Source organism: Streptomyces sp. NPDC020983, assembly GCF_044333485.1.
Classification (GTDB): Bacteria; Actinomycetota; Actinomycetes; order Streptomycetales; family Streptomycetaceae; genus Actinacidiphila.
Genome location: NZ_JBIRRA010000022.1, coordinates 20,444 through 46,025, shown reverse-complemented (window position 1 = coordinate 46,025; position 25,582 = coordinate 20,444). Strand labels below are relative to the sequence as shown.

22 protein-coding genes are annotated in these 25,582 nt (G+C 74.3%); 9 read left to right on the top strand and 13 right to left on the bottom strand.

Going from position 1 to position 25,582, the window contains the following annotated elements; all coding sequences use genetic code 11:
• Window positions 1-45: 45 nt before the first annotated feature.
• On the bottom strand, window positions 46-663 hold the full coding sequence (locus ACH4SE_RS34130) for a DJ-1/PfpI family protein (protein ID WP_398547448.1): 618 nt from the start codon (window positions 661-663) through the stop codon (window positions 46-48).
• A gap of 88 nt (window positions 664-751) precedes the next feature.
• Here ACH4SE_RS34130 and ACH4SE_RS34125 point away from each other — a divergent pair, with 88 nt between their 5' ends.
• Complete coding sequence (locus ACH4SE_RS34125; protein WP_398547447.1) at window positions 752-2,089, top strand: PLP-dependent aminotransferase family protein; 1,338 nt, start codon at window positions 752-754, stop codon at window positions 2,087-2,089.
• Here ACH4SE_RS34125 and ACH4SE_RS34120 read toward each other — a convergent pair.
• Entirely contained in the window at window positions 2,080-3,204 is a 1,125-nt protein-coding gene (locus ACH4SE_RS34120; protein WP_398547446.1) for an arylamine N-acetyltransferase, read from the bottom strand. The two genes, ACH4SE_RS34125 and ACH4SE_RS34120, sit on opposite strands and share 10 nt — an antisense overlap.
• A 70-nt stretch (window positions 3,205-3,274) precedes the next feature.
• Here ACH4SE_RS34120 and ACH4SE_RS34115 point away from each other — a divergent pair, with 70 nt between their 5' ends.
• Together ACH4SE_RS34115 and ACH4SE_RS34110 are read left to right on the top strand one after the other, a co-directional pair.
• Window positions 3,275-3,931 carry a peptide deformylase gene (locus ACH4SE_RS34115; protein WP_398547445.1) on the top strand — a complete coding sequence of 219 codons (657 nt, stop codon included), beginning with the start codon at window positions 3,275-3,277 and terminating at the stop codon, window positions 3,929-3,931.
• A gap of 189 nt (window positions 3,932-4,120) precedes the next feature.
• Entirely contained in the window at window positions 4,121-4,510 is a 390-nt protein-coding gene (locus ACH4SE_RS34110) for a hypothetical protein (protein WP_398547444.1), read from the top strand.
• A gap of 538 nt (window positions 4,511-5,048) precedes the next feature.
• Here the strand turns inward: ACH4SE_RS34110 and ACH4SE_RS34105 are convergent.
• Window positions 5,049-5,480, bottom strand: a complete 432-nt coding sequence (locus tag ACH4SE_RS34105) for a MarR family winged helix-turn-helix transcriptional regulator (protein WP_398547443.1) — start codon at window positions 5,478-5,480, stop codon at window positions 5,049-5,051.
• A gap of 169 nt (window positions 5,481-5,649) precedes the next feature.
• Here ACH4SE_RS34105 and eno point away from each other — a divergent pair, with 169 nt between their 5' ends.
• A complete protein-coding gene (gene eno / locus ACH4SE_RS34100; RefSeq protein WP_398547442.1) occupies window positions 5,650-6,936 on the top strand; it encodes a phosphopyruvate hydratase in 1,287 nt (428 codons plus the stop codon).
• A 199-nt stretch (window positions 6,937-7,135) separates the two neighbouring features.
• On the opposite strand, the gene ACH4SE_RS34095 is transcribed toward eno, so the two are convergent.
• The gene (locus ACH4SE_RS34095; RefSeq protein WP_398547471.1) at window positions 7,136-8,212 is read right to left on the bottom strand and encodes an endonuclease/exonuclease/phosphatase family protein; all 1,077 of its coding nucleotides are present in this window, start codon (window positions 8,210-8,212) and stop codon (window positions 7,136-7,138) included.
• A 315-nt stretch (window positions 8,213-8,527) separates the two neighbouring features.
• Here ACH4SE_RS34095 and ACH4SE_RS34090 point away from each other — a divergent pair, with 315 nt between their 5' ends.
• The 4 genes from ACH4SE_RS34090 (at window position 8,528) to ACH4SE_RS34075 (ending at window position 13,098) form a co-directional block, all read left to right on the top strand.
• Window positions 8,528-9,241: a response regulator transcription factor gene (locus tag ACH4SE_RS34090; RefSeq protein WP_398547441.1), complete on the top strand. Its 714-nt coding sequence runs from the start codon at window positions 8,528-8,530 to the stop codon at window positions 9,239-9,241.
• 10 nt (window positions 9,242-9,251) lie between these two features.
• Window positions 9,252-10,343, top strand: coding sequence for a sensor histidine kinase (locus tag ACH4SE_RS34085; protein ID WP_398547440.1), 1,092 nt, complete (start codon window positions 9,252-9,254; stop codon window positions 10,341-10,343).
• A gap of 149 nt (window positions 10,344-10,492) precedes the next feature.
• Window positions 10,493-11,854 (top strand): hypothetical protein, encoded by a 1,362-nt coding sequence (locus ACH4SE_RS34080; RefSeq protein ID WP_398547439.1) that lies wholly within the window; start codon window positions 10,493-10,495, stop codon window positions 11,852-11,854.
• 116 nt (window positions 11,855-11,970) lie between these two features.
• Window positions 11,971-13,098, top strand: coding sequence for a MerR family transcriptional regulator (locus tag ACH4SE_RS34075; RefSeq protein WP_398547438.1), 1,128 nt, complete (start codon window positions 11,971-11,973; stop codon window positions 13,096-13,098).
• Window positions 13,099-13,416: 318 nt separating this feature from the next.
• Here the strand turns inward: ACH4SE_RS34075 and ACH4SE_RS34070 are convergent, their stop codons facing one another.
• On the bottom strand, window positions 13,417-14,133 hold the full coding sequence (locus ACH4SE_RS34070) for a DUF4232 domain-containing protein (RefSeq protein WP_398547437.1): 717 nt from the start codon (window positions 14,131-14,133) through the stop codon (window positions 13,417-13,419).
• Between the two features lie 197 nt (window positions 14,134-14,330).
• On the opposite strand from ACH4SE_RS34070, the gene ACH4SE_RS34065 reads away from it, so the two are divergent.
• Complete coding sequence (locus tag ACH4SE_RS34065; RefSeq protein ID WP_398547436.1) at window positions 14,331-15,755, top strand: helix-turn-helix domain-containing protein; 1,425 nt, start codon at window positions 14,331-14,333, stop codon at window positions 15,753-15,755.
• Window positions 15,756-15,778: 23 nt separating this feature from the next.
• Here ACH4SE_RS34065 and ACH4SE_RS34060 read toward each other — a convergent pair whose 3' ends face one another.
• The 8 genes from ACH4SE_RS34060 to ACH4SE_RS34025 all read right to left on the bottom strand — a co-directional run bounded on the left by ACH4SE_RS34060 (window position 15,779) and on the right by ACH4SE_RS34025 (window position 25,421).
• Window positions 15,779-16,792 carry a hydroxyacid dehydrogenase gene (locus ACH4SE_RS34060; RefSeq protein WP_398547435.1) on the bottom strand — a complete coding sequence of 338 codons (1,014 nt, stop codon included), beginning with the start codon at window positions 16,790-16,792 and terminating at the stop codon, window positions 15,779-15,781.
• Window positions 16,776-17,852, bottom strand: coding sequence for a dihydrodipicolinate synthase family protein (locus ACH4SE_RS34055; RefSeq protein WP_398547434.1), 1,077 nt, complete (start codon window positions 17,850-17,852; stop codon window positions 16,776-16,778). The genes ACH4SE_RS34060 and ACH4SE_RS34055 overlap by 17 nt, the downstream gene beginning before the upstream one ends.
• Before the next feature lie 6 nt (window positions 17,853-17,858).
• Window positions 17,859-18,923 (bottom strand): NAD-dependent epimerase/dehydratase family protein, encoded by a 1,065-nt coding sequence (locus ACH4SE_RS34050; protein ID WP_398547433.1) that lies wholly within the window; start codon window positions 18,921-18,923, stop codon window positions 17,859-17,861.
• A gap of 8 nt (window positions 18,924-18,931) precedes the next feature.
• The gene (locus ACH4SE_RS34045; RefSeq protein WP_398547432.1) at window positions 18,932-19,789 is read right to left on the bottom strand and encodes a carbohydrate ABC transporter permease; all 858 of its coding nucleotides are present in this window, start codon (window positions 19,787-19,789) and stop codon (window positions 18,932-18,934) included.
• A 2-nt stretch (window positions 19,790-19,791) separates the two neighbouring features.
• Window positions 19,792-20,715: a carbohydrate ABC transporter permease gene (locus ACH4SE_RS34040; RefSeq protein ID WP_398547431.1), complete on the bottom strand. Its 924-nt coding sequence runs from the start codon at window positions 20,713-20,715 to the stop codon at window positions 19,792-19,794.
• Between the two features lie 63 nt (window positions 20,716-20,778).
• Window positions 20,779-22,032 (bottom strand): extracellular solute-binding protein, encoded by a 1,254-nt coding sequence (locus ACH4SE_RS34035; protein WP_398547430.1) that lies wholly within the window; start codon window positions 22,030-22,032, stop codon window positions 20,779-20,781.
• 55 nt (window positions 22,033-22,087) lie between these two features.
• On the bottom strand, window positions 22,088-23,398 hold the full coding sequence (locus ACH4SE_RS34030) for a Gfo/Idh/MocA family protein (RefSeq protein WP_398547429.1): 1,311 nt from the start codon (window positions 23,396-23,398) through the stop codon (window positions 22,088-22,090).
• 94 nt (window positions 23,399-23,492) lie between these two features.
• On the bottom strand, window positions 23,493-25,421 hold the full coding sequence (locus ACH4SE_RS34025; protein ID WP_398547470.1) for a peptidase C14: 1,929 nt from the start codon (window positions 25,419-25,421) through the stop codon (window positions 23,493-23,495).
• Between the last annotated feature and the right edge of the window lie 161 nt (window positions 25,422-25,582).

Sequence of the window (25,582 nt, the reverse complement as noted above, 5' to 3'; positions counted from 1 at the left end):
CCGGCTCCCGTACGGCGCCGGACCGGCGGCCTCCCGCCGCGGCGCTCACACGCGTGCCGGCGCGGGCAGGTAGGGGCTGATGCTGCGCCAGGCGCGGGCGACGTACTCCTCCTTCTCGCCGACCGGCGCCACGTAGTGCAGGGCCTCCTCGGCGGCGGCGGGACCGGCGAGGCGGGCGATGACCCAGCCGGCGAGGTAGGGGGAGGCGAGGCAGCCGCCGGCCGTGGCGAGGGCGCCGTCGGCGTAGAAGGGCTGGTCGAGGACGTCGACACCGGCGGCGACGACCCACGGCCTGGTCGTCAGGTCGGTGCAGGCGGGGATGCCGTCGAGGAGTCCGAGCCGCGCCAGGACGAGCGCGCCGGAGCACTGCGCGCCGATGAGCTGGCGGGAGGGGTCCAGGCCGCGCAGGACACCCATGAGCGCCGGGTCCTCGACGACCTCGCGGGTGGCGATGCCGCTGCCGACGATCACGGCGTCGGCGGCGCACGCTTCCTCGAGGGTCGACATCCCCTCGACGGTCACCCCGTTCATCGACGTGACCCTGGGGCCGGGGGTGGCCAGGGTGACCCGCCAGCCGTCGGCCCGGACGCGGTTCAGGACGCCGAGCGCGATGAGGGAGTCGAGTTCGTTGTAGCCCTCGAACGTGAGGATGGCGATGTGCACGGCGGCTGTCCTTCCCGGTGAGTGGGCTTTGACGGTAGGGATCCGCGGACGGGACAGTCAAAGAATTGTCATGGATACAATCCGGTCCATGGCGGCCTCGCGGTACAAGTCCCTGGTCGACGCCTTCGCGTCGGACATCCGGGCCGGCCGGCTCGCTGCGGGCGAGCGGCTGCCGACACACCGTGCGCTCGCCGCCCGTGAGGGGGTCGCCGTGGTGACCGCGACGCGGGTGTACGCCGAGCTGGAGGCCATGGGCCTGGTCAGCCGGGAGCAGGGCCGCGGCACCTTCGTGCGCGACACCGCGCTGCCCCCCGGCCACGGCATCGACCAACGGGCCGTGGCCAACGGCGCGGCCGACCTCAACTTCAACTACCCGGTGCTGCCCGAGCAGCCCGGCCTCCTGCGCCGGGCGCTGCGGGAGGTCGCCGCCTCCGGCGACCTCGACGCGCTGCTGCGCTACCAGCCGCACCCGGGGCGCCCCCAGGACCGGGCCTGCGTCGCCCGGCACCTCGGGCGCCGGGGGATCACCTGCGACCCGGACCGGATCCTCCTCGTCAGCGGGGCCCAGCACGGCCTGGCCGTCACGGTCATGGCCGCGCTCGCCGCCGGCGACGTCGTGGCGGTGGACGCGCTCACCTACCCGGGCTTCAAGGTGCTCGCGCACGCCTTCCACCTCGACCTGGAGCCGCTCCCGGTCACTGCCGCCGGGCCGGACCTCGACGCCCTGGAGCGGCTGTGCGCCACCCGGCCGGTGCGCGCCGTCTACACGATGCCCACCCTGCACAACCCGCTGGGCTGGGTCGTGCCGGCGGCCGACCGGGTCCGTCTGGCCGGGATCGCCCGGCGCCACGGCGCGCTGGTGATCGAGGACGCCTCGTACGCCTACCTCGCGGAGGACCCGCCACCGCCGCTGGCCGCCACGGCGCCCGACATCACCGTCCACGTCTCGGGGCTGTCCAAGAACGTCGCCACCGGGCTGCGCGTCGGCTTCGTCGTCGCACCGCCGTCCCTGGTGCCGGCGCTCGGACGCGCGGTGCGGGCGACGGTCTGGAACACCCCGGCGCTCAGCACCGCGATCGCCTGCCGCTGGCTCGACGACGGCACGGTGGACCGGCTGGAGGCCGCGAAACGGGAGGACGCCAGGGCCCGGCAGGCGATCGCCCGCGAGGAACTGGCGGGCCTGCCGCTCGTCGGCCACCCCTCGTCGTACTTCGCCTGGCTGCCGCTGCCCGACGACGCCCGCGCCGACCGCCTGGCCGCCACCCTCGCGCGCCGGGGCATCTCGGTGGCCACCGCCGAGCCCTTCTCCACCTCCGCCCACCCGCCGCAGGCGATCCGCCTCGCCCTCGGCTCGACCGGCCCCGACCGGCTCCGCCCGGCACTGCGCACGCTGCGGCGGCTCGTCGCCGAGGACGCCTACGCCTGAACCGCGCCGACCACCGGTTCGCGGTCGAGGGTGATGCCGAAGTGCTCGCGGTAGACGGGCAGGACCTCGCTCGCGGCCAACTCCCTTTCCTCACGGCGCCCTTCGGCGTCGGTACGGACGAGCGTGCGGCCGCTGAGGGTGAGACGGCCCCCGTCGCCGGTCAGACGTGAGCAGACGAGCGACTGCCGGAAGTGCGAGCCGGGCCAGGTGCGCTGGTACCAGCACGTCGCCGCGAAGTCGCCCAGCTCACGCGGGCGCTGCTCCAGCCGGTAGGCGGCCGCACCGTTGTGGAGGACGTCCAGGTCGCCGTGCGGGGCGTCGGCGAGACGGAAGCTGCCGCCGGGGTCCTGCTGCTCGTCGCGGCTCGCGTAGTCGAGCGGGAAGGTGCTGTGCCGTCCGAAGCCGACGTCCGCCAGCCACGGCCCGCCGCCGTCCGCGCCGGTGACCCGCAGCGCCATGTGGTCGTACGGCGGTCCGAGCCGCCCGCCGTCGCCGAACACGCGCGCCGCCAGCAGCTCCACGCCGAAGCCGAGGGAGCGCAACAGGGCGGCGAAAGCGCCGTTGAGTTCGTAGCAGAAACCGCCGCGGCGGGCGGTGACGAGCTTCTCCGTGAGGGCGTCCCCGGTGAGCACGATGTCCTCGCCGAGGTGGATCGACAGGTTCTCGAACGGCACGCTCACCAGGTGGCGGCGGTGCAGCTCGCGCAGCGCCTCCGCGTCGGCGGCCGCCGGGCGGACGGCGCCGATCCGGCGGAGGTAGGCGTCGGTACGGGCGGGGTCCATGCCCTTACCGTACGGACCCGGGCCGGCGTCCGGGCGGTCCGCCCCGGCGGCCTCCGCGACGCGCGGGTCCTCCCAGCGCAGCCGCCAGGGCCGCGGCCCGCCGCGGCCCCCGGAGTGCGGCGCCTCCTCCACGAGGCCGTGCCGGGCCAGTTGCCGCAGGTGGAAGGAGCACAGCCCGGAGCTGTGGCCCAGCCGGGCGGCCGCCTGCGTCGCGGTGACCGTGCCCTCCTCGGCGAGCAGGTCCAGGAGCGCGAGCCGTACCGGGTGGTCCGGCAGCTCCCGCCGGGCGCGGCTCGGCCGGGCCGCCGCCCTCCGCATCTCGTCCTCGGTCATTTGCAAAGAGTGCTACTTTGCAAATCGATTGGCAAGCCGGGGAGTTGCCGGCCGAACGGAGGGGCTGGGGATGAACGAGGACGTGCGCGAGGTGCGGGTGCAGGGGAAGCGCGTGGCGTCGTACCCCGCGCTGCCGCCCGAGGTGGAGCGCGGCACGGTGCGCCGCATCACCGTCGTCGGCGAAGAGGTGCTGCACCGTGCGTGCGCGGACGTCACGGACTTCGGCTCGCCCGAACTGGCCGGGCTCGTCGACGACATGTTCGCCACCAACGCCGTCGCCGAGGGCGCCGCCATCGCCGCCAACCAGATCGGCGTGCCGCTGCGGCTCTTCGTGTGGGACATGGCCGACGAGTGGGGCGTGCGCCACGTCGGCCACATCGCCAACCCCGTCCTCGACGAACTCCCCGCCGACCGGCGCCGTCTGGTCGAGGAGTCCGAGGGCTGCCTGTCCGTACCCGGCCCCCACCGCCCCCTCGCCCGCCCCGACACCGCCGTCGTCCGCGGCCAGGACATGCACGGCAACCCCCTCGTCGTCGAAGGACGCGGCTACTTCGCCCGCTGCCTCCAGCACGAGACCGACCACCTCTCCGGCAGCCTCTACGTCGACCGCCTCTCCGCCCGCGAACGCCGCTCCGTCCTCCGGGAGATGAGCCGCACGCAGGACGAGGTCCAGGCGCGCCGGGTCGCGCGGGCTGCCGGTCTCGGCAAGGAGATGCCCCTGCCCTGACACGCCCTGTCCCCCCGCCCGGCACCCATGACCCGGGGGTGCGCCCTCCACGGCCCCTCCGCGTCGGCCGCGGCCCCGGACGCCGGGTGTGCTGTCCCGGCGGAGGCGTGGGCAGGGCAATTCGAGTCCGGAGAGCCGGGTCGCCGAAAGCCGATCGAGTACGGCGTGGAGGGCCGTAGCGTGACCGGCATGTCGAACGCGAACTCCTCCTCCGCCCCCGCACCGCTCGCGCAACGGCTCAGGGCCGCGCTGCCGGCCGCCGTGCGGGCCCGCGACAAGGCGACGCTGGCCCTGCTCCGCTCCACGCTCGCCGCGATCGAGAACGCCGGGGCCGTCGAAGCGCCCGCCGCGACCGGCGGGGGTCCGGCGATCGAGCAGACCCCCGTGGGGGCGGGTGCGGCCGAGGCGGCCCGGCGGGAGCTGACCGACGCCGACGTGGAGCGGATCGTCCGCGCGGAACTGGCCGAACGGGAGGCCGCGGCCCAGGCCTACGACCAGGCGGGCCGGCCCGCCCAGGCCGAGGAACTCCGCGCCGGGGCCCGCGTTGTCGCCGCGTACCTGGAGCCCGGCGGCCGCTGAGCCCCCGGGGCGCACCCGCACCCGGCGTGCGGCGCCGGAGACTTCACCCCCACCGGCAGGCAGCCGCCCACGAGACACCGGGAGGGGGACGATCCGGGGGTGCCCCCGCAGGAATGCGCACCCCGCCGCCCACCAACTCAGGGAGAGGCCAGACGCGCATTCCGAGGAGGTACCCCCGGAGTGGCACCCGACCCCACCCCCGCACGGACAGCGCGATGCCCCGCCGGGCAACCCGGGGGCGCGGGGAACTGCGCGAGCAACCCCCCACCCACCGCAAGGTCGCGCGGCGCAGCGCACCACCCACCCCGCAGTGCAAGAGGCCCGCGGGGCGAGCCGCGAGCGCCCCCCACCGGCGGCAAGGTCGCGCAGCGCAGCGCACCACCCACCCCGCAGTGCAAGAGGCCCGCGGGGCGAGCCGCGAGCGCCCCCCACCGGCGGCAAGGTCGCGCAGCGCACCGCACCACCCACCCCGTAGCGCATGAGGCCCGCGGGGCGAGCCGCGAGCAGCCCCAGCCCACCGCGAGATCGAGCGAAGCGATCAGCGGGCCCCGCCCGCAGCCAACCGCTCCATCAGCACCGCACTCCGCGCCAGTACCCCCCGCTCCTCCTCCGTGAGTTCGGACTCGATCGCGAGGGCCAGCCACCCCGCCCGGCGGCCGCGTTCGGCTTCCAGGGCGGCCCGCCCGGCGGGGGACAGTTCCACGAGGGACTTGCGCCCGTCCGTGGGGTGGGCGCGGCGCGTGACGAGGCCCTGGTCGAGGAGGAGGCCCACCGCGCGGGCCATCGACTGCGGCCGCACCCGCTGGTCGGCCGCGAGGTCGCTCGTCGTCATCGCCCCGTCGCGGTCGAGCGCGCCGAGCACGGCGATCTGGCCGAGCGGGATGACGTCCTCGCCCTTCACGCGCCGGGTGAGCTTGCCCATCGCGGTACGCAGTTCGGCCGCGACGGTGGCGGCATCCGGGGTCGGCATAGGGCACTTTAACCCGTAACGCAACTATACAGCTGCACTGTACAGATCAGCTGAACAGCAGAACTGAACAGCAATACTGCACAGCCATGCTGTAGAGTTCATCGTGTCAGCCCGAGCGCCAGCGCCGCCGCAGCCGGGCCGCCCCCAGGCGAAGAGGGAAGGACCCCCCATGCCCGCACCCAGCAGCCCCACCACCATCCGCACCGTCACCGCCCGCCCCGTGCTCGACAGCCGCGGCAACCCGACCGTCGAGGTCGACGTCGTCCTCGACGACGGGTCCCTCGGCCGCGCCGCCGTGCCCTCCGGCGCCTCCACCGGAGCCCGCGAGGCGGTGGAGCTGCGCGACGGCGACCCCGGCCGCTGGCACGGCAGGGGCGTGGACCGGGCCGTGGCCCATGTGAAGGGCGAGATCGCCGACGCGGTGACCGGGCGCGACGCCCGCGACCAGGCGGCCCTGGACGCCGCGCTCGTCGCGCTCGACGGCACGCCCGCCAAGGCACGCCTCGGCGCGAACGCGCTGCTCGGGGTGTCCCTCGCGACGGCCAAGGCCGCCGCGGCCTCCCACCGGCAGCCGCTCTACCGCTACGTCGGCGGGGCGGACGCCCGCGTGCTGCCGGTCCCGATGATGAACATCGTCAACGGCGGCGCGCACGCCGACAACCCGCTGGACTTCCAGGAGTTCATGATCGCCCCGGTCGGCGCGGCCACCTTCGCCGAGGCCGTCCGGATGGGCTCCGAGGTCTTCCACACCCTGCGCCGCGACCTGCTGGCCGCCGGCCACTCCACCGGAGTCGGCGACGAGGGCGGCTTCGCACCCGCGCTGCGCACGGCCGAGGAGGCCCTCGACTTCGTCATGGCCGCGATCGAGCGGACCGGCTACCGGCCGGGTGCGGACATCGGGCTCGTCATGGACCCGGCGTCGTCGGAGTTCTACCGGGACGGCGTGTACGCGTACACGGGGGAGGGCGTGCGGCGGACCACGGCCGAGCAGGTCGACTACCTCGCCGGGCTCATCGACGCGTACCCGGTCGTCTCCGTCGAGGACCCGATGGCCGAGGACGACCACGACGGCTGGCGCGAGCTGACCGCCCGGGTCGGCGACCGGTGCCAGCTGACCGGCGACGACGTCTTCTGCACCAACGAGGCGCTGGTGCGCGAGGGCATCCGCACGGGGGTGGGCAACGCCGTCCTGGTCAAGGTCAACCAGATCGGCACGCTGACCGAGGCGCTCGGCACGGTGGCCACGGCCCGCCGCGCCGGATGGAAGGTCGTCATGTCCCACCGCTCCGGCGAGACGGAGGACACGACCATCGCGGACCTGGCCGTCGCGACGGGCTGCGGCCAGATCAAGACCGGCTCCCTTTCCCGCTCCGACCGCACGGCCAAGTACAACCAGCTCATCCGGATCGAGGAGGAGCTGGGCGAGTCCGCGCTGTACGGCCACGCGGCGGCGTAGCGCCCCGCGGGGGTGCGGGGGTGCGGGGAGCGGGCAGGTGCACGGCACCCGGGGCGCGCCCGGCGCATCGTGCGCGCGGGGCGAGCGTCGGTGCCCGGCGAAACGTGCGCACGGGGCGGGCGTCGGCACCTGGTGCACCGTTCGCGCCGGCGCAGCTCCGTACCCCGCGAACGACGGCCCCGGCGAAGCGGGCGCACGCTCAGAGGGTCAGCCGCGCCGCCACCGGCAGGTGATCGCTCGCGGTGGCGGGCAGTACCCACGAGCTGTCCGCCCGCACGCCCCGCACCAGGATCTGGTCGATCCGGACCACCGGGAATTTCGCGGGCCAGGTGAAGCCGAAGCCCATGCCGGCCGCGCTCTGCGCGGAGTGCAGCTGCGCGGTCAGGCCGCTGAACGCGCGGTCGTCCACCGTGCCGTTGAGGTCGCCGAGCAGCACCACCCGCGCGTCACCCTCCGCGGCGACCGCCTCGGTCAGCGCCTTCGCGCCCGCGTCGCGCTGGTCGGTCCAGAAGCCGTTCCGCGGGAAGACGCGCACGGAGCCGAGGTGCGCCACGTACACCGCGACCGGCCCCTCGGGCGTGGTGACCGTGGTGCGCAGCGCACGGGTCGCGTCCGTCGCGGTGGAGGCCGCCGTGCCGGTGTCCTGCGGCGGCGTCCGGTGCACGGCCCCGCGCAGGCCCCCGGGCCCGCGGCCCGGCCCGGAGCCGTACACCTTGACGTCGATCGGCCGGGTGCCGGACAGCGGCAGCCTGCTCCACAGCCCGACCGTGCCCTGCACCGTGTGGTACGGGTACGTGGCCGCGAGCGCCTGCTCGTACGCGGGCCGGGCCTGCGGCGTCAGCTCCACCAGGGCCACCACGTCCGCGCCGGAGGCGGCGAGGCCGCGGGCGGTGCCCGCGGGGTCGGGGTTGGCGTCGCTGACGTTGTGCTCGGCCACGGTGAGGTCGCCGCCCGGGCGGGACTTGTCCTGGAGCGCCCCGCCGAAGAGGTTCAGCCACACGACGGCGGGCAGCAGCAGCGCGACCACCGCTGTGGCGGAGCGCCGCCACAACGCCCCGGCCAGCAGGGCCGGGACGAGCGCGCCGAACCACGGCAGGAAGGTCTCGGCGAGGCTGCCGAGGCCCCCGGCCCCGTTCGGGATCCGCGCGTGGAGCAGCAGGAGCAGGCCGAGCGCGAGCGCGAACCCCGCGAGCACCCGGCCGCGCCTCCAGGGCCCCGGCCGTGAGGCCGCCCGTACCGCCCGCCGGGCGTGCGCGGGCCAGGCCCGGGGCCGCAGCCGCTCGCCCCACACGCGGGCCCTCAGGTTCCGCCGGACGCGCTCGCGCCTGCCCACGGCGCCGGGGGCAGGGCTGCCGTGGCTGCCCTCCTCCGTACCGGCGCGGCGCTCGCGCCTGCCCCCGGCGCCAGGGGCCGGGCGTACGGCACCGGCCCCTGGCGCTTCCGCGGCGGCCTTCCCCGCGTCCGCAACGGTCTTCGTTCGTGCTGGTGGTGCGGTCTCGTGCATGCCGCAAGCCAAGGCGGCACGGTGTTGCCACCGCGTATGCGCTTTTCGATACGCGGACGATATGTACCCGCTTGTAGCATCCGTGCCATGCGCGTGCTGATCGTCGAGGACGAACCCTTCATGGCGGAAGCCATCCGCGACGGCCTGCGCCTCGAAGCGATCGCCGCCGACATCGCCGGGGACGGCGACACCGCGCTGGAGCTGCTGGGCGTCAACACCTACGACATCGCCGTCCTCGACCGCGACATCCCCGGGCCCTCCGGCGACGAGGTCGCCCGCCGTATCGTCGCCTCCGGGAGCGGCATGCCGATCCTCATGCTCACCGCCGCCGACCGGCTCGACGACAAGGCCTCCGGCTTCGGGCTCGGCGCCGACGACTACCTGACCAAGCCCTTCGCCCTCCAGGAACTCGCCCTGCGGCTGCGGGCGCTGGACCGCAGGCGGGCCCACAGCAGGCCGCCCGTACGGGAGATCGCCGGGCTGCGGCTCGACCCCTTCCGTCGTGAGGTCTACCGGGACGGGCGTTTCGTCGCGCTGACCAGGAAGCAGTTCGCGGTGCTGGAGGTCCTGGCAGCAGCCGACGGGGGAGTGGTGAGCGCCGAGGAACTCCTCGAACGCGCGTGGGACGAGAACGCCGACCCGTTCACGAACGCGGTGCGCATCACCGTCTCCGCCCTGCGTAAGAGGCTCGGCGAGCCGTGGGTCATCGCGACGGTGCCGGGCGTCGGCTACCGCATCGACGCCGGGAGGGGCGGAGGAGCCGCCGGGCCGGGGGAAGCCCCCGGAGCACCCCGTGGCTAGACCCCCGGGCATGAGCGTCCGCCTCAAGCTCACCCTCAGCTACGCGGGTTTCCTCATGATCGCGGGCGCCCTGCTGCTCGCCGCCGTGTGGCTGTTCCTCCTCCGGTACGTCCCCGAGCGCGCCCTCATCGTCCCCGGCGGTACCCCCACCAGGCACGGCGTCTTCCCCATCCGCTCCCGGCTGCTGGACGTATTCGCCCCGCGGGCCGCCGCCGTCATGGCGCTCCTGCTGCTCTTCGGCCTGGCAGGCGGATGGTTCCTCGCCGGGCGCATGCTCGCCCCGCTGACCCGGATCACGGAGGCGACCCGTACGGCCACGGGCGGCACCCTCGCGCACCGCATCCGGCTGCCCGGCCGCAACGACGAATTCCGCGAACTGGCCGACGCCTTCGACGCGATGCTCGAACGCCTCGAAGCGCACGTTGCCGAGCAGCGGCGGTTCGCCGCCAACGCCTCGCACGAGCTGCGCACCCCGCTGGCGATCTCCCAGGCCCTCATCGACGTGGCCCGCACCGACCCCGACCGCGACACCGGCGAGATCCTCGACCGCCTCCACACCGTCAACACCCGGGCGATCGATCTCACCGAGGCGCTCCTCCTGCTCAGCCGCGCCGAGCAGCGGTCCTTCACCCCGGAGCCGGTCGACCTGTCGCTGCTCGCGGAGGAGGCCGCCGAGACGCTCCTGCCCCTCGCCGAGCGGCTCGGCGTCACCCTCGAAACCTCCGGCGGGATCGCCACCGCGAGCGGATCGCCCGCACTCCTGCAGCAACTGACCACGAACCTCGTCCACAACGCGATCGTCCACAACCTCCCGGACGGCGGCACCGTCCACGTCACCACGACCGCCACCGCCCACCCCCGGGGCGTCCGCCTCACCGTCGAGAACACCGGTGACCCCCTCCCCCCGCACCTGGTCGCGACCCTCACCGAACCTTTCCGCCGCGCCACCGACCGCGTGCGCAGCGACCACCCGGGCACGGGCCTCGGCCTGGCGATCGCCGAGACCATCACCCGGGTCCACGACGGCACCCTCACCCTCACCCCGCGCCCCGGCGGCGGCCTGCGCGCGACCGTCGAACTGCCCGCGGCGGACGGGCGCTGAGCTGGAGCGAAATGGTGCTGCGAGCAGGCCTTTCGCCTCGTAGCATGCGTCGGGGCCCGCGGGCCGGTGCACGGTCGTGCGCCGCGGCGGGCACGATTGGGGAGGGAAAACATATGAGAAGCTCATGGCGAGCACGTACGCGTGCGGGCGTGGCAGCGGGGGGTGCTCTCGGGCTGGCACTGCTCGCGGCCCCGCAGGCGGTGGCGACCGGCGGGACGCCGACGACACCCACCGAACTCTTCAACGGCTACAGGGCCTGCTCGACCGACCCGGCCGCGCCCGCGTACCTGTCGGGGAACGGGGGCGTCGAGCTGGAGGGCATCCCGGCGCTCATCGGCGACGAGGGCATGCCGACGGTGACCGCCACCGAGGAGTTCCAGGTCCACCCGGTGGCCGACCCGGCGCGGGTCACCAGCCTGATCCTGGGGACAGCTGTCCTCGGCAACGAAGGCTGGGTCACCGTGCCGGTCTCCGCGCTGACCGACGGCCAGGCCTACGCCTGGCAGGCGCGGACCGTGGCGGGAACGGCCGCTTCGGACTGGTCGGCCCCGTGCTACTTCGTCGCCGACAACACCAGGCCGTCCACGCCCCCGGCCGTCACCTCGGACAACTACCCGCAGGACCAGATCTCCGACGGTGGCGACCCCGTCCGGTTCACCTTCGACGCCAACGGCGTGGACGACGTCGAAGGCTACGAGTTCGCCTGGCAGGACCCGCTCCCCGTCCATGTCGTGGGTTTCGGTGAGCATGCAGTCCCGCAGCCGTCGGACCCGTACGCGGACAGCAGGTACTACGTGCGCGCCGACCACCTCGGCGGCTCCGCCACGGTGAGCCTGATCCCGCCGGCCGGCTTCGGTCCGGTGACACTCCACGTGGTGAGCCTGGACCGGGCCGGCACCCGCTCGTTCGACGAGGCCACGTACGGTTTCCGCCTCACCTCGCAGGTGCCGACGGTGACACCGCCGGCCAACCCGGCCTTCGACGAGCCCGCAACCTTCCGGTTCACGCCCAACGCCCAGCTCCAGGCCAAGAGCCCGACCGTGAGCTACACCGTTCGGACCCTGGGCGGGCAGCACGACCAGACCGTCGAGGTGCCCGCGGACGAGGACGGCAGCGCCAGGATCACGCTCAAGCTGGATGGCATCTACGGCGAGGAAGACGTGCTTGTGAGCAGCACGAGCGCCAACGGGTGGGTCAGCGACGAGGGCGGCTGGAGCGGCAGCTTCGACACCGAGACCACCGTGACCTCGGACGTCTACCCCGAGGACGCGTCGGGCGGCGGCGTCGGTGTCCCGGGGGCCTTCACCTTCACCCCGAAGGTCCCGCACGTGGTGAGCTACACGTACTCCTTCAACTACGGCGAGCCCGTCACCGTCAAGGCCGGCCTCGGCCACGCAGCGCGCGTCACCTGGACTCCGGAGGAGAGCGGCTTCACCTCGCTGACCGTCGACGCAACCTTGGCGGACGGTACGCAGCTTGCCACCAGGTACTACTACTTCACCGTCAACTGACACACCCGCACCCGCACTCCAGGGGCGGCCGGCGGCGCGACGAGCGCCGCCGGCCGCCCCTGCCGTTCGAGGCGGCCTCTCCGGAGGCCCTTGACCCTCACGCGGCGTCATGCCGCATGGTCGGGGGCGTGGAAGAACTCCTGACCGTGGGGCGCGTGGCCGGGCTGACCGGAGTCAGCGTGCGCACGTTGCACCACTACGACGAGATCGGGCTCGTGCGGCCGTCCGCCCGGACGGCGGCGGGCTACCGGGCCTACGCGGCGGCGGACGTGGAGCGGCTGCGGGAGGTGCTGGGGTACCGGCGGCTCGGGTTCGGGCTGCGGGAGATCGCCGACCTCGTCGACGACCCCGGCACCGACGCCGTCGCGCATCTGCACCGGCTGCGCGGGCTGCTGCTGGAGCAGCGCGACCGGGCCGCCGCCACCGTCAGGGCCATCGACCGGGAACTGGAGGCACGCGCCATGGGGATCAAGACCACACCGGAGGAGCAACTGCAGGCGTTCGGGGCGCAGTTGTACGAGAGGATCGGGTCCGGCTACCCGGCGACGCGGCGCACCGAGCCGCGGATCGCCGCGCAGATCTGGGAGGCGCTCGGGGACGCCCGGACGGTGCTGAACGTCGGGGCGGGCACGGGCTCCTACGAGCCCGCCGACCGCGAGGTCACGGCCGTGGAGCCGTCCGCCGTCATGCGGGCGCAGCGGCCCGCGGGCGCGGCGCCGTGCGTGGCCGCCGCGGCGGAGAGCCTGCCCTTCGAGGACGGGTCCTTCGACGCGGCGATGGCGGTCAGCACCGTCCACCACTGGCAGGACGCCGTCGCCGGGCTGCGCGAGATGCGGCGCGTCGCCCGCCGGGTGGTGGTGCTCACGTACGACGCGAGCAGCCCCGGCTGGCACGACCGCTTCTGGCTCTCCCGCGACTACCTGCCGGAATTCGCCGACATCCTGGTCCACTGGCCGTCCTTCTCCGAGCTGACCGCCGCGGTCGGCGGCCACGCCGAGCCCGTCCTCGTCCCCTGGGACTGCACCGACGGCTTCTTCGAGGCCTACTGGCGCCGCCCCGAGGCCTACCTGGAGGAGCACGTCCGCCGCGCGGTCTCGGTCTGGGCGCGGGTCGGCCCCGAGGCCGAGCACCGCGCGGTCGAGGCCCTGCGCGCCGACCTCACCTCGGGCCGCTGGGCGGAGCGCAACCGCGACCTGGCGGCGCTGGAGGCGGCGGAACTGGGCCTGCGGCTGCTCGTGGCCTGAGCGGCCCGTGGCAGCCGCCGAACGGGCTGCCGCCGATCCGCCCGCCGGGCCCCGAAGAGCAGCGCCGGAGCGGCATCGCCGCCGGGAGGACCGGCCTCCCGTGAGCGGGGCTCCCGGCGGCAGACGCCCTTGAGGAAGAGGGCGGCGTGCCTGCGCCGCGGGCGATGCGGACGAGGTCCTCGGGGCGCAGGTCCCCACGGAGGAGTCCGGCGTCGAGGGCGCGCGGCACGACGCGCCCGGGGACGGCCGTCATCCGGGCGATCACCTCGACCGTCTCACCGGGCCGGTGCCCGGCGTTGCGCGGCTCCGGCCGGGGCGTCACCAGTTCAGGGCGTCGTCCATCGTCTGCTGCCAGTAGGTGGTCCTGAGGGTGCTGTCGATGTACAGGCCCTTCGCGGGCAGCGGCGGGTGGGCGGCGGCGCCGGTGCTCTCGGTGCCGGACCGGCCGTAGAAGTGGACCGTGAGGGTCTTGGCGGTGTAGCCGTCCTGTCCGCTGCCGTCGGCGGCGGCCAGCGTCACCGAGGCGTAGCCGGACTCTCCGGGGCGGAGGGTCACGACGGCCTGGGGGTGGGAGTCGTCGATGACCGGCGGCACGGCCTGGGCTCCGGTGAACTGGAGCGCCGGGTAGGCGTAGAGGTAGCAGGTCGTGCTGCCGGTGTTGGTGACGGTGAGCAGCATGTGGTTCACGGGGCGGTTCAGTGGTGCCGCGACCGTCCTGGTGTCGGAGCCCTCGCACGTGACCGGCTTGCGGGACGAGGCCGGCGCCTTGGCGGTGGTGCTCTTCGGTGCCGCCTTCGGGGCGGCGGACCCCTGTCGGCCGGGGCTGCCGGGCGCGGTGGTCGGCGTGGCGTCCGCCGTGGAGGGGGAGGCGGACGGGGCCGGGGCGGTGGTGGGCGCCGTGGAGGCGTTCGTCGCCGTCTTCGCCGCGCGCGGGCCCGTTCCGTCGTCGCCGCACGCGGTCAGGGAGAGCGCGGCGACGGCGACGGACGCGGCAGCGGCGGCGAGCCGGACGCGGGAGGTGCGGATGCCGGTCATGGTGCGGACCTCTTTCACTGGTGGCGGTGGTGTGCTGCTCGGATGCCAGGAGCGTGTCCGGTGATCCGTCCCGGTCGCCACGCCCGCCGGGCAGTTGGGGATACTGGAACGGCGAAACGGGCTCTGACCAGGGCGCGTTGGACGAGGTTGGAACGCCGGAACGGGACACGGGGGGACGCTGTCCGATGGAGGAACACGTGGCAGGAGCGGCGGAAGACGGGCCCGCGGAGCGGTTCGCGACGCTGCTGCACGAGCTCAAGGACCGCTCGGGGCTCAGTTACGGGACGCTGGCGAGACGGCTGCACATGAGCACGTCGACGCTGCACCGCTACTGCAACGGCACCGCGTTCCCGAACGACTACGCGCCGGTGGAGCGCCTCGCACGGGTCTGCAAGGCGTCGCCCCGGGAACTGGTGGAGCTGCACCGCCACTGGGTCCTGGCGGACGCGGCCCGGGCGGCGGCGCAGGAGCGGCGCAGGAACCGGGACGGCCGCCCCGGCGCGGTCCTCGCGGCCGGCGGCCCTGAGACGGCCGCTCCCGGCGAGGCACCTGCGGCCACGACCCCGGACGCTCCCGCCGGGCCGGATGCCTCCACGACCCCGGATGCTCCCGCCGGGCCGGACGCCTCTGCCGCGCCCGGCGCAACCGGCGCACCTGCCGGGCCGGACGCGCCGTCCGGCCCGGACGAGCCGGTCGTCGTCAGCGTGACGGGCGGGCCCGCCGCGCCGCGGCGGCGACGCTCGGTGCTGGCCGCCTCCGCCGCCGCGGCCGTGCTGGTGGCCGTCGGGCTCGCGGTGCACCCGCCGTGGGCGGGCGGCGCGGGGAGCGGCGAGCAGGACCCGGGCGACGCGGGGAAGCAGAAGGCGGTCGCGGCCTCCGCCCCGCAAGCGACCCCCACGCCGGAGACGCCGAGTCCACCGACCCGCGGCCCGAGCGCGTCCCCCCACCGGAAGGCGGCCGTCGCCTCCGCCGAGCCGAGCAGCCCGGCCCCGGGCACCTCCGCCGCGCCCGCCGACGGCGGCACCGCGGTACCGATCACCGTCCGCACCCGTGCGTACGTCTACGACAACCCGTGCAGCCAGCACTTCCTCGTCGACAGCGAACCCGCGCAGATGGGGCCGCCCGCCAACGAGGAGAACGCGCCGCGCTGGGCCGCAGCCTACGGGGCCGTCGCCTCCGACGAGCAGCGGGTCGCTCTCACCGTCCAGGGCACCGGCGCGCAGACGGTCGTCCTCGAGGCGCTGCACGTGCGCATCGAGTCCAGGAACGCGCCGCTCGCCTGGAACGACTACGCGATGGGTTCTGGCTGCGGCGGCGACGTCGAGAGCGCGTCCTTCTTCACCGACCTGGACAGCGGCAGCCCCACCGTCACGGTCAGGAACGGCCAGCGCGACTTCCCGTACAGCGTCACCGAGTCCGATCCCGAGGTCTTCTACGTCACCGCCCGCACCAGGGCGCACGACGTCCGCTGGGACCTCACCCTCGACTGGTCGAGCGGCGGGCGGCACGGCACCGTCCGCGTCAGCAACGACGGCACCCCCTTCCGTACCAGCGCCGACGTCAACCGTCCCGGCTACGACTACCCGCCGGGGTACAGCGACTGGATCCCCCGCACGAGCTGAGCGCCGCGTCCGGGACGGGCCGGCTACTCCACCCGCTCCAGCGCCTCGCGTCCCACCGCGTGGAGCAGCGGCTCGCCGCGCAGGTGGCGGGCGATCTCGGCGACCGTGCTGTCGCCCAGAGCCTGGCGGCCCTCGGCCGTCGCCGCCGCCTGGTGCGGGGTCAGCAGCACGTTGGGCAGGGTGCGGAAGGCGTGGTCCGGGGGGAGGGGTTCGGCGTCGAAGACGTCGAGAGCCGCGTCGAGGCGGCCGGTGCGCAGTTCCGCCAGCAGGGCGGCCTCGTCGACGAGCCAGGAGCGGGCCGTGTTCACCAGACCCGCGCCGTCCGGCATCAGGGCGAGTTCGCGGGCGGCCAGCAGGTGGTGGGTCTCCGGGAGGGCGGGAGCGTGGACGGCGACGACGCGGCTGGTCGCCAGCAGGTCGTCCAGGTCCGTGGCGCGTACGCCGAGGGCCCGGGCGTCCTGTGCGGTCAGGTACGGGTCGTAGACGCTCACGTCGGCGCCCAGGGCGCGGGCCAGCGCGACGTACGCGCGGCCCGTGCGGGAGGCGCCGACGACGCCGACCGGGCAGCCGCCGATCTCGTGGCGCTCGGGCGCGGCCGAGGCCTCCTCCCAGGGAAGGCCCGCGTGCAGGGCGTGGGTGAAGCGGTGGACGCGGTGCAGCAGCGCCAGCGTGAAGGTGAGGGCGACCTCGGCGACCGGGCGGGCCATCGCCGCCCCGGCCTGCGTGACGCGCACCCCGCGGTCGAGGACGGCGCCGGTCACGTACGGGCTGACGGCGCCTCCGGTGTGGGCCACCAGCCGCAGCCGCGGGGCCCGTTCGAGCAGGGCGGCGTCCAGCCGGGCGGTGCCCCACGCGGTCACCAGGATCTCGGCGCCGGCGAGGGCGGCGGCGAGCGCGGCCGGGTCGGAGTGGTCCTCGACCACGGTGACGTCGGCCAGCAGCTCCAGCCGGCGCCACGCGGCGGGCGTGAAGAACTGCGCGCGCAGCCGTGCGGGCACCGCGACCACTGCGCGCGGGGCCTCAGCGGAGCCAGTCATCGCGGTGCTCCGCCACGAAGTCGTCGTCGGTGAGCCACGGGTACGCCGCCGCGACGGCGGCGATCTCCTCCGCCTGGCGGGGGGAGAGCCGCTCGTCCGGGTCCAGGCACCAGGTGCCCTCCAGCAGGCCCTGGCGACGCAGCACCTCGTGGACGCCGGGGATGCAGCCGCGGAAGGCGTTGCGGACGTCGAAGACCGCGGCGTTGGCCTGGCTGAGCTGGGGCGCCCGGCGCAGCAGGTCGGTCATCAGGGCGTGGTCGCCGGCCCGCGCCGCCCGTACCTCTTCCAGCAGCGCGACCGCGCCGCGGGTCCACACCGCCCACTGGCCGAGCAGACCGCCCGCGAACCACTTCAGGTCGCCGCCGGGGGTGCGGTACGGGGTGAGCAGGTCGTTCAGGATCGCGTCGTCGTTGCCGGTGTAGAGGGCGACCTCGTCGGCCCGGTCGCTCGCCCCGACCGCGGCGATGACCTCGGCGGTGCGGTAGCGGTCGAAGGGGGCGGTCTTGACGGCGACGACCGAGGGCAGTTCGGCGAAGGCCCGCCAGAAGGCGGGGGAGAGGTAGCGGCCGCCGACGGCGTCCTGGAGGTAGAAGCCGATGACGGGCAGCACCTCGCCGACCGCCCGGGCGCGGTCCAGCAGCCCGGCCTCGTCGGCGCCGGGCACGGCGGGGCTCAGCAGCACCGCGTCGTAGCCCAGTTCGGCGGCGAGGGTGGCCTCGGCGACGGCCTGCGCGGTGTAACCGCAGGCGCCCGCGACCTTCACGACCGGGCGCCCGGCCTCCCGGTCGGCGGTCTCGGCGGCGAGCGCGAGGACGGGGCGCAGCAGGTCGACCCCGGCGTCCCGGACGGCGAACTGCGTGGTGTGGACGCCGACCGCGATGCCGCCGGCGCCGGAGGCCAGGTAGTAGCGGGTCAGCGCGCGCTGGCGGCGTTCGTCGAGGCGGCGCCCGGCGTCCAGCGCGAGGGGGTGGGCGGGGATGACCGTACCGGCGGCGAGCAGTGCCAGCGGGTCGGCGGCCGCTTCGGCGGCGGGGACGGCGGCGGGTGTGGGGAGGGACACGGCGGGTCAGAACCTTCCGTCGCGGACGTGGAATTTGGTCGGGCGGCCGGACAGCGGGAGCCCGCGGCGCAGCCACTCCGCCTGCCAGCCGACGAGGGTGCGCAGGGACACCGGCGGGTAGCCGAAGAGCGCGTGGCAGTGGCTCGCGTCGGACAGCAGCGCGGTGCCGGACTCGGTGCCGGCCGTCACCGCGCCCTCGCGCTCGGCGCCGAACTCCGCGGCGAACAGGCCGGCCAGCCGCCGCACCGAGGCCGTCTCGGGGCCGGTCAGGTTGAGGGTGAAGACCTCCTCGTGGGCGTGCAGCAGTGCGCGCAGCGCGACCTCGTTGGCGTAGCCCTGCCACACGACGTTGACGTGACCGGTCGTCACGTCGACCGGCTCGCCCGCCTGCACGGCCGCGGCGATGTCGGCGAGCACGCCGTAGCGCAGGTCGACGGCGTAGTTCAGCCGCAGCAGCGCGACCCGGGTGTCGTGGACGGCGGCGTGGTAGCCGAAGACGCGCTCGCGGCCCAGGCAGGACATGGCGTACTCGCCGACCGGGCCCACGGGGTCGGTCTCGGCGGAGCCGGCCGAGGCGGTGTCGACCAGGGGGTAGACGTTGCCGGTGGAGAAGGCGGCGATCCGGGCGTCCCGGTAGCGGCGGGCGATCCGGTCCGGCAGTGCGGCGTTGACGGCCCAGGCGTGCGCGGGGTTGCCGGCGGAGCCGAACTTGGCGCCGACCATGAAGACGACGTTGCCGGCCTCGGGCAGGGCGGCCGGGTCGCCGTCGAGCAGATCGGCGGTGACCGGGCGGACGCCGTCGGCGGCGAGCGCCTCGGCGGCGGCGCGGTCCGACCAGCGCGACACCGCGTGCACGGCGAGGTCGGTGCGGCCCGCGGCGTCCAGGGCGCGGCGGGCGAGCCGGGCGAGGCTGGGGCCCATCTTGCCGCCGGCGCCGAGGATCACCAGGTCGCCGTCCAGCCGGGCGGCGTCGGCGACCAGCGCCGGCGAGGGGGTGGCGAGGAGGTCCTCCAACTGCTGCTCGTCCGCGGGGAATGCGGGGGCGGGAGGGAGTGGGGTCGGGTGGGTCATGTGCGGGGTCATCCTTTGACGGCCGAGCCGGTGACGCCTTCGGTGAAGTAGCGCTGGCCCGCGAGGTAGGCGGCGAAGATGGGGACGAAGGCGATCACCGATCCGGCGAGCACCTGGCTGAGCGGCACCTGCTGCTGCTGGAGGGAGGCGATGCCGACGGTGAGGGTGCGCATGTCGCTGCTCTGGCCCATGATGAGCGGCCACAGGAAGTCGTTCCAGTGCCACAGGAAGACGAACGTCCCGAGCGTGGCGAGGATCGGCTTGAGCAGCGGCAGCACGAGGCTGACGAAGATCCGCAGCTCGCCGCAGCCGTCCAGCCGGGCCGCCTCGAACATCTCGTCGGGCAGGTCGCGGATGAACTGCCGCATGAGGAAGACCGCCTGGGCGTTGGCGAGGGTCGGGATGATCAGGCCCCAGTACGTGTCCACACCGCCGAGCTTCGCCATCATGATGAACGTCGGGATCATCGTGACGTGGTAGGGCACCATCACCATCGACAGGAACGACCAGAACATCGTCTCCCGGCCGCGGAAGCGCTTCTTGGCGAAGGCGTAGCCGGCGAGCGACGCCAGGGCGAGCACGCCGACCACCGACACCACCGAGTAGACCAGGGTGTTGAGCAGCCAGCGCGGCACGTCCTGCGCGTCGAGCACCGCGCTGTAGGAGGAGCCGCTCAGGTGCCACGGCAGCAGGCTGCCGGGCAGCTCCACGGCGGCGCCGGGCTTCAGCGACAGCACGATCATCGCGTAGAACGGGAAGACGGTCGCGAGCGAGGCGACGGTCAGCAGCACCGCCCGCACCGCGAGTCCGGTCCTGCCGGGCCGCAGCGCCCGGGGTACGACGTCCTGGAACCTGTCCCGGGCCATGGTCACTTCTCCTTTCCGAGCACCATGCGCTGCACGAGCGCCACGACGACCGTCATGACGAACAGCACGCAGCCGAGCGCGCTCGCGTAGCCGAGGTCGGAGTACTTGAAGCCCGCGTCGTAGAGCTGGTACACGAGGCTGTAGCTGGCGTTGGCGGGTCCGCCGCCGGTCATCACGTACACGGCGTCGAAGATCTGGAAGCTGTTGGTCGTCTCGATCACCGCGAGGAAGAAGAACGCCGGCTTCAGCTGCGGGGCCACGATGTGGCGGAAGCGCTGGAAGGGCCCGGCGCCGTCCATGAGGGCGGCCTCCTCCAGCTCGCGCGGCACGTCCTGGAGCCGCGCGAGCAGGATGAGCATGCCGTAGCCGCAGCGCGACCAGATGCCGACCAGGGCCAGGGCCGGCAGCACGAGGGCGGAGTCGGTGAGCCAGGACTGCTCGGGCAGCCCGAGCAGCCCCATCAGCCCGGACCACGGGCCCTTGGTGGAGAAGATCCAGATGAAGACGGTGGACGCCAGGATCAGGCTGGTGACCACGGGCAGGAAGAAGATGGACCGGAAGAGCCTGGAGCCGCGGAACGCACGCCGCGTGAGCAGCGCGAGCCCCAGCGACGCCGCGATCGTGAACGGCACGGCGATGACGCTGTAGACCACCGTCACCTTCATCGACGACCAGAACAGAGGGTCGTGCACCATCCGCTGGAAGTTGTCCAGGCCGGTGAAGTGGGTGCTGTCCCCGATCGTGTAGTCGGTGAAGCCGAGCACGAGCCCGGCGACGCCCGGCCCGAACCGGAAGGCCAGGAAGAGCAGGAAGCAGGGCAGCACGAACAGCAGCCCGACACGGGCCTCCCGGCGGGCGTGCGGCCCGCGCCGGACGGGCTCCGGCGTGCTGCGGGGGCGGGAACGGGATTCCGCGACTGCGGCCACGGGACCTCCTTCGGGGGGACGGGAGACGGGAGTTCGGGGACGGGCTGCGGGCCGGCGGGACGCTCAGCGCTTGCGGGCGATGATCTGGTCGGCGGCCTGCGCCGCGTCGTCCAGCGCCTTCTTCGGGCTGGTCTTTCCGAGCAGCGCGGCCTGCAGCTGCGGGGCGAGCACGCCCATCACGTCGCGCGAGGCCTTGTTGAGCGGGCCGACGTCGGTGCTCTCCAGCACCTTCTCGGTGGCCTCCTGGTGCTGGTCACCGGGGTAGAGCGGGGCGGCGTCGGTACGCGGCGGGAAGTAGCCGCCGGGCTTCTGGAGCCCCGCCGAGTTCGCCGGCTGGGTGACGTAGGAGATCCACTTGCCGGCCGCGTCCCGGCCCGCGCTCTTGAACATCGCCAGCGTGCCGACGGTGCCGTACGCCGCCGCGGTCGTACCCGTCAGCGCCGGGCCGACCACGATGTTGTCCTTGCCCCAGAACGGCTCGACCTCGGCCGCGGTGTTCTGCCACGTGCAGGCGACCTTGTTCTTCGCCAGGTCCGTCTGCTCGATCTGCGGGGTGGTGGTGATCAGGTCCTTGGGCGTCCAGCCGTTGTCGACGAAGGTCTTGAGCCAGGTCAGCGCCTTGACACCGGCGTCGCTGTTGAAGGCGGCCTTGGTCCCGTCGGAGGAGAAGACGTCGCCGCCGGCCTGCCACAGCAGGGGGTAGAAGGTCATGTTGAGCGTCGCGGTGGTGTCGCCGCTGTAGCTGGTGGCGTAGAAGCCCTTGGCCTTGAGCGCGGGGGCGAGGGCCGCCAGCTGGTCCCAGGTGGTGGGGTAGGAGGTCTCGCCGATCGCGTCGAAGACCTTCTTGTCGCACAGCATCGGGTAGGTCGACATCAGCACGGGCGCCGCGTACGGCTTGCCGTCCACCGTCACGGCCTTGAGCGCGGAGGGGCGCAGGGCCGCCTTGTCCTTCGCCGTCATCCACTGGTCGGCGGGGATCAGGTTGCGCTGGTAGGCGGGCAGCTGGTCGGGGATCAGGTAGGCCACGTCCGGGCCCTTGCCGGCCGCGAGCGCGGTGGTCAGGGCGGTGTCGCGGTTGGCCCAGGGGTAGGTGGAGACCTTCACGGTGATGCCCGGGTTGGCCTTCTCGAAGCCCTTGACCAGGCCGTTCCAGTAGGCGTCGTTGGCCTTCGGGTCGTTGATCACCGGATAGACCCAGGTGGTGACGGTCTTCTTCGAGGACGAGCCGGAGCCGCTGCCGGAGCCGCACCCGGCGAGGGCGGCGGTGGCGCACAGGGCGGCGGCGGTGGCGAGGGCGGCGGTGCTGCGGCGTCTCACGGGGTGTCTCGCTTTCGGGGGAGGGTGGTGCTCGTTCGTGTCCTGGAGGGTGCGCTCACCGGGACGGCACGGTCTCGACGGTGCCGTGGTGCCGGGAGCGCTCCGCGGCGAAGGCCGCGAGGTGGCTGCCGAGCGAGTCGGCGGGGCCGGAGCGGATGTGGGAGCGGTCGCCGGTGGCGAGCGCGGTGACGAAGGCCCCGACGAGGGCGGAGTCGCCGCCGCCGTGGCCGTCCGCGGCGTTGGAGCCGAGGTCGCCGATGTCGCGGACCACCGTGGAGTCGTCCCGGAAGTCGTGGACGACGACGCGCTCGCCGTCGCCGCGCAGCCAGCCGTGGCTGCCGAAGATCCGGGTCTGCCGGTGGGTCTGCTCGGTGAAGGCGGTCATGGTGAAGACGGCGGTGGCACCGCCGGACAGCTTCATCGCGACGACCTGGTTGTCCACCACGTCGTTGTCGCAGGAGTAGACGCAGCGCCCGTAGGGGCCGGTGCGCAGCGCCTCGGTGAGCACGTCCTCGTCGTCCGGGCCGGTGGCGCGGGAGGTGACGTGGTCGATGGGCCAGGCGCCGCCGGTGCGGCGCAGCGCGGGGTAGTAGAGCTTGGGAGCGGAGTAGGGGCAGCCCGGTTCGGCCGCGCAGGACAGGCAGGTGTCGCCGGCGCCCGCGGGGGCGTTCCCGGGCCGGAAGTGCTGGAGCGAGCCGAAGCTCGCGACCGTCTCGATCCGGCGGCCGGTGACGTACGCGATCCAGTCCAGGTCGTGGCAGGACTTGGCGAGGATCATCGGCGACGACAGGTCCTCGCGGCGCCACGGGCCGCGGACGTAGGAGTGCGCGTAGTGCCACCAGCCGACCGGCTCCAGGTGGTCCAGGCCGGTGACCGTGCCCAGCACGCCGCTGTCCACGACGCTTTTCACCAGGTCGGTGTAGGGCGTGTAGCGCATGACGTGGCAGACGGCGAAGGGCACGCCGGTGGCCTCGACGCCCTCCACGATGGCGCGGCACTCGGCCTCGGTGGGGGCGAGCGGCTTCTCGGTCATGATCGCGTAGCCGGCCTCGGCGAGGGCGAGCACCGGTTCGGCGTGGTCGCGGTCCTGGGTGGCCACGATCACGCCGTCGGCCAGCGGTCCGCCGTTCGCCGCGGTGGCGGCGAGCAGCTCGCGCCAGCCGTCGTACCCGGTGGCGCCGGGTACGAGGGCGCGCGCCCCGGGCCGCGGATCGGCGACGGCGGTGACGCGGGCGCGTTCGGGGTGGTCGCGGATCCACGAGGCGTACGTCAGCCCGCGGTTCCCGGCGCCCACCAGGGCGATCCGCACGGGCCGGTCCCCGGCCGGGCCGCCGGTGGCGGCGCTGGTGGCGAAGTCGGTGGCCATGTCTCCCTCACGGTGGTGTGGTGGACGGGCGGGCCCGGGGGCCGGCCCGTGCGGTACGGAAAGAAGGGGGTGGGGCGGTGGGCGGGGCGGTGCGTCAGGCGGGGAGGAGCAGGTTGCCCGCGGTGTGCTGGACGCGGTCGCCCTCGGCCGGCATGGCCGCGCGTGCCACGCCGTCCTCGGTGCAGCCGGTGATCAGCAGGTGGCTGCCGCCCGTGAACGCGGCGGGCGCGAGCCGCAGACTGCCGCCGGTGAAGGCGCTGCCGGTCGCCCGGTAGCGGTTGACGCCGTCGGTCAGCAGGACGTGCGCGGTCTTCGCGTCGGGGGCGCGGAAGTCGGCGCCGTCCAGCTGCCAGGTGACGGTGCGCCCCGCGGTGTCGCGGGCGAGGTAGGCCCCGGCGCTGTTGCCGCCGCTGAAGCGGGCGCCGCCGTCGATCCACAGCCGCTGGTCCTTGGCGGAGTTCAGCCGCAGGCCGGTGCCGGTGAAGGTGCCGCCGTGCACGGCGGTGTCGGCGTGCGCGACGGTGCTGGGCGCCGCGCCGTCCCCCGCGCCGGTGAAGGTGCAGTGGTCCAGCACCAGGCCGCCGGTGCCGTTGAACTGCGCGCCGTCCAGGCCCTTCAGCGTGACGCGCAGCAGGTGCACGTCCGCGCTCACGTTGGCCGCGGTGACCTCGGACGCCTTGCCCTGGGTGAAGGCGGAGTCGGCGATCACCGTGGGCCGCTGCGAGCGGTGCGAGGACTGCGACACCACCAGCGGCCCGGACGCGACGCAGCCGCGCAGCTGGGCGCCGTCGGCGTTGACCCAGATCATCCCGGAGCCGGGCTGGGAGTTGCCGATGACGAGCATGTCCTCCAGCGTCAGGTCGGTGACGTTCGTCCTGGCCACGAACCACGAGCAGGCGTGCCGCCGCACCGTGACGCGCTTGGCCGCGCCGCCCCATGCCGCGCCGGAGTTGGCGAAGGTCATCAGGCCGGAGTTGCCGGTGAAGGTCAGGTCGTGCTCGAACTGCCCGTGCGTGACGAAGGGGCCCTGGTCGTCGCCGTCGCCGTGGCAGTTGGTGACGTAGCCGTAGGCGGAGGCCGTCCAGTCGTTGAGGTGCCGGGCGTTGGCGACGTGGCAGTCCTCGACGTGGCCGTACAGGCAGTAGATCTGCTGGGTGAGGTAGCCCGCGCCGCCGTACGTGACGGAGGCCGGGTTCTTCAGCCGGCACTCGGACGTGCGGAAGTACGTGCACCAGCGGCGCATCACGACCGGCCAGAAGGTGCCGGTGGCGTCGATGCCGGAGACGTCGCAGGAGACGGCGTACTCGTAAGCGACCGGGTGCGAGCCGGTCTCGGTGTCGTTGTCGGCGACGCCGGGCACGCCCTCGAAGACCATGTTGCGGACGTGGACGCGCTCGACGGGCTCGACGCGGGTCCAGGTGAAGGTGCGCCCGGCGGCGAGGTCCCAGCCGATCTTGTAGTTGACCCGGATGTGCGTGCCGTCCACGATCCCGGTGACCTGGACGAGCTTTTGCACCTCCTTCTCGTACAGGCCCGTGCCCGGGGCCGCGTCGATCTCCACGCTCCACCACTGGCCGAGCGCGAAGGCCCGGGAGTCCGGCACCTCGAAGACGTCCGCGAGGTCGGGCATGGCGGCCGACAGCTTCGACTTCACGGTGGTGTCCGTGACCTTGCCGAGGAAGTACAGGACCGCGCCGAAGGGGTTGTTGTAGGCGTTCTTCTCGATCCCGTCGGTGGTGACCCGGTTGCCGCCGAAGTCCAGCTCGATCCGGGAGCGGGAGAAGGTGTGGCGCTTGGTGAAGTTCAGGTCCGTGTGCGCCTCGATCCGGTGCACGGCGGGGTCGCCCATCATGGCGTCGAGCGCGGCGTCGGCCGGGGCGGAGGTGCCGAACAGGCCGAACTGGCGGAAGTCCAGGAGGCCGTCGTGGACCATGAGCCAGCGGCCCTTGCCGGCCGTGCCCGGTGCCAGGACCGTGCCGCCGTTGGCGGCGGCGGTGGAACCGGCGTCCCAGCGGGTGAGCATGCCCCCGCCGTCGCCGGGCGTGCGGTAGCCGGCGACCGCGGCGAGCACGCCGTCGGCGAGCTTGCCCGGGTCGAGGGCGAGCAGCTCGGCGACGGTGCCCGCGCTCAGCGGGGCGCTCTTGGGGGCGCTGTCGGCGTGCGCGGTGCCGGAACCGGCGGCGA

Coding starts and splice junctions, on each gene's coding strand:
- ACH4SE_RS34125 (WP_398547447.1), top strand. CDS start 752: ATGGCGGCCTCGCGGTACAAGTCCCTGGTCGACGCCTTCGCGTCGGAC.
- ACH4SE_RS34120 (WP_398547446.1), bottom strand. CDS start 3,204: ATGACCGAGGACGAGATGCGGAGGGCGGCGGCCCGGCCGAGCCGCGCC.
- ACH4SE_RS34115 (WP_398547445.1), top strand. CDS start 3,275: ATGAACGAGGACGTGCGCGAGGTGCGGGTGCAGGGGAAGCGCGTGGCG.
- ACH4SE_RS34110 (WP_398547444.1), top strand. CDS start 4,121: ATGTCGAACGCGAACTCCTCCTCCGCCCCCGCACCGCTCGCGCAACGG.
- ACH4SE_RS34105 (WP_398547443.1), bottom strand. CDS start 5,480: ATGCCGACCCCGGATGCCGCCACCGTCGCGGCCGAACTGCGTACCGCG.
- eno (WP_398547442.1), top strand. CDS start 5,650: ATGCCCGCACCCAGCAGCCCCACCACCATCCGCACCGTCACCGCCCGC.
- ACH4SE_RS34090 (WP_398547441.1), top strand. CDS start 8,528: ATGCGCGTGCTGATCGTCGAGGACGAACCCTTCATGGCGGAAGCCATC.
- ACH4SE_RS34085 (WP_398547440.1), top strand. CDS start 9,252: ATGAGCGTCCGCCTCAAGCTCACCCTCAGCTACGCGGGTTTCCTCATG.
- ACH4SE_RS34075 (WP_398547438.1), top strand. CDS start 11,971: ATGGTCGGGGGCGTGGAAGAACTCCTGACCGTGGGGCGCGTGGCCGGG.
- ACH4SE_RS34070 (WP_398547437.1), bottom strand. CDS start 14,133: ATGACCGGCATCCGCACCTCCCGCGTCCGGCTCGCCGCCGCTGCCGCG.
- ACH4SE_RS34060 (WP_398547435.1), bottom strand. CDS start 16,792: ATGACTGGCTCCGCTGAGGCCCCGCGCGCAGTGGTCGCGGTGCCCGCA.
- ACH4SE_RS34050 (WP_398547433.1), bottom strand. CDS start 18,923: ATGACCCACCCGACCCCACTCCCTCCCGCCCCCGCATTCCCCGCGGAC.
- ACH4SE_RS34045 (WP_398547432.1), bottom strand. CDS start 19,789: ATGGCCCGGGACAGGTTCCAGGACGTCGTACCCCGGGCGCTGCGGCCC.
- ACH4SE_RS34030 (WP_398547429.1), bottom strand. CDS start 23,398: ATGGCCACCGACTTCGCCACCAGCGCCGCCACCGGCGGCCCGGCCGGG.
- ACH4SE_RS34025 (WP_398547470.1), bottom strand. CDS start 25,421: ATGCTCACCCGCTGGGACGCCGGTTCCACCGCCGCCGCCAACGGCGGC.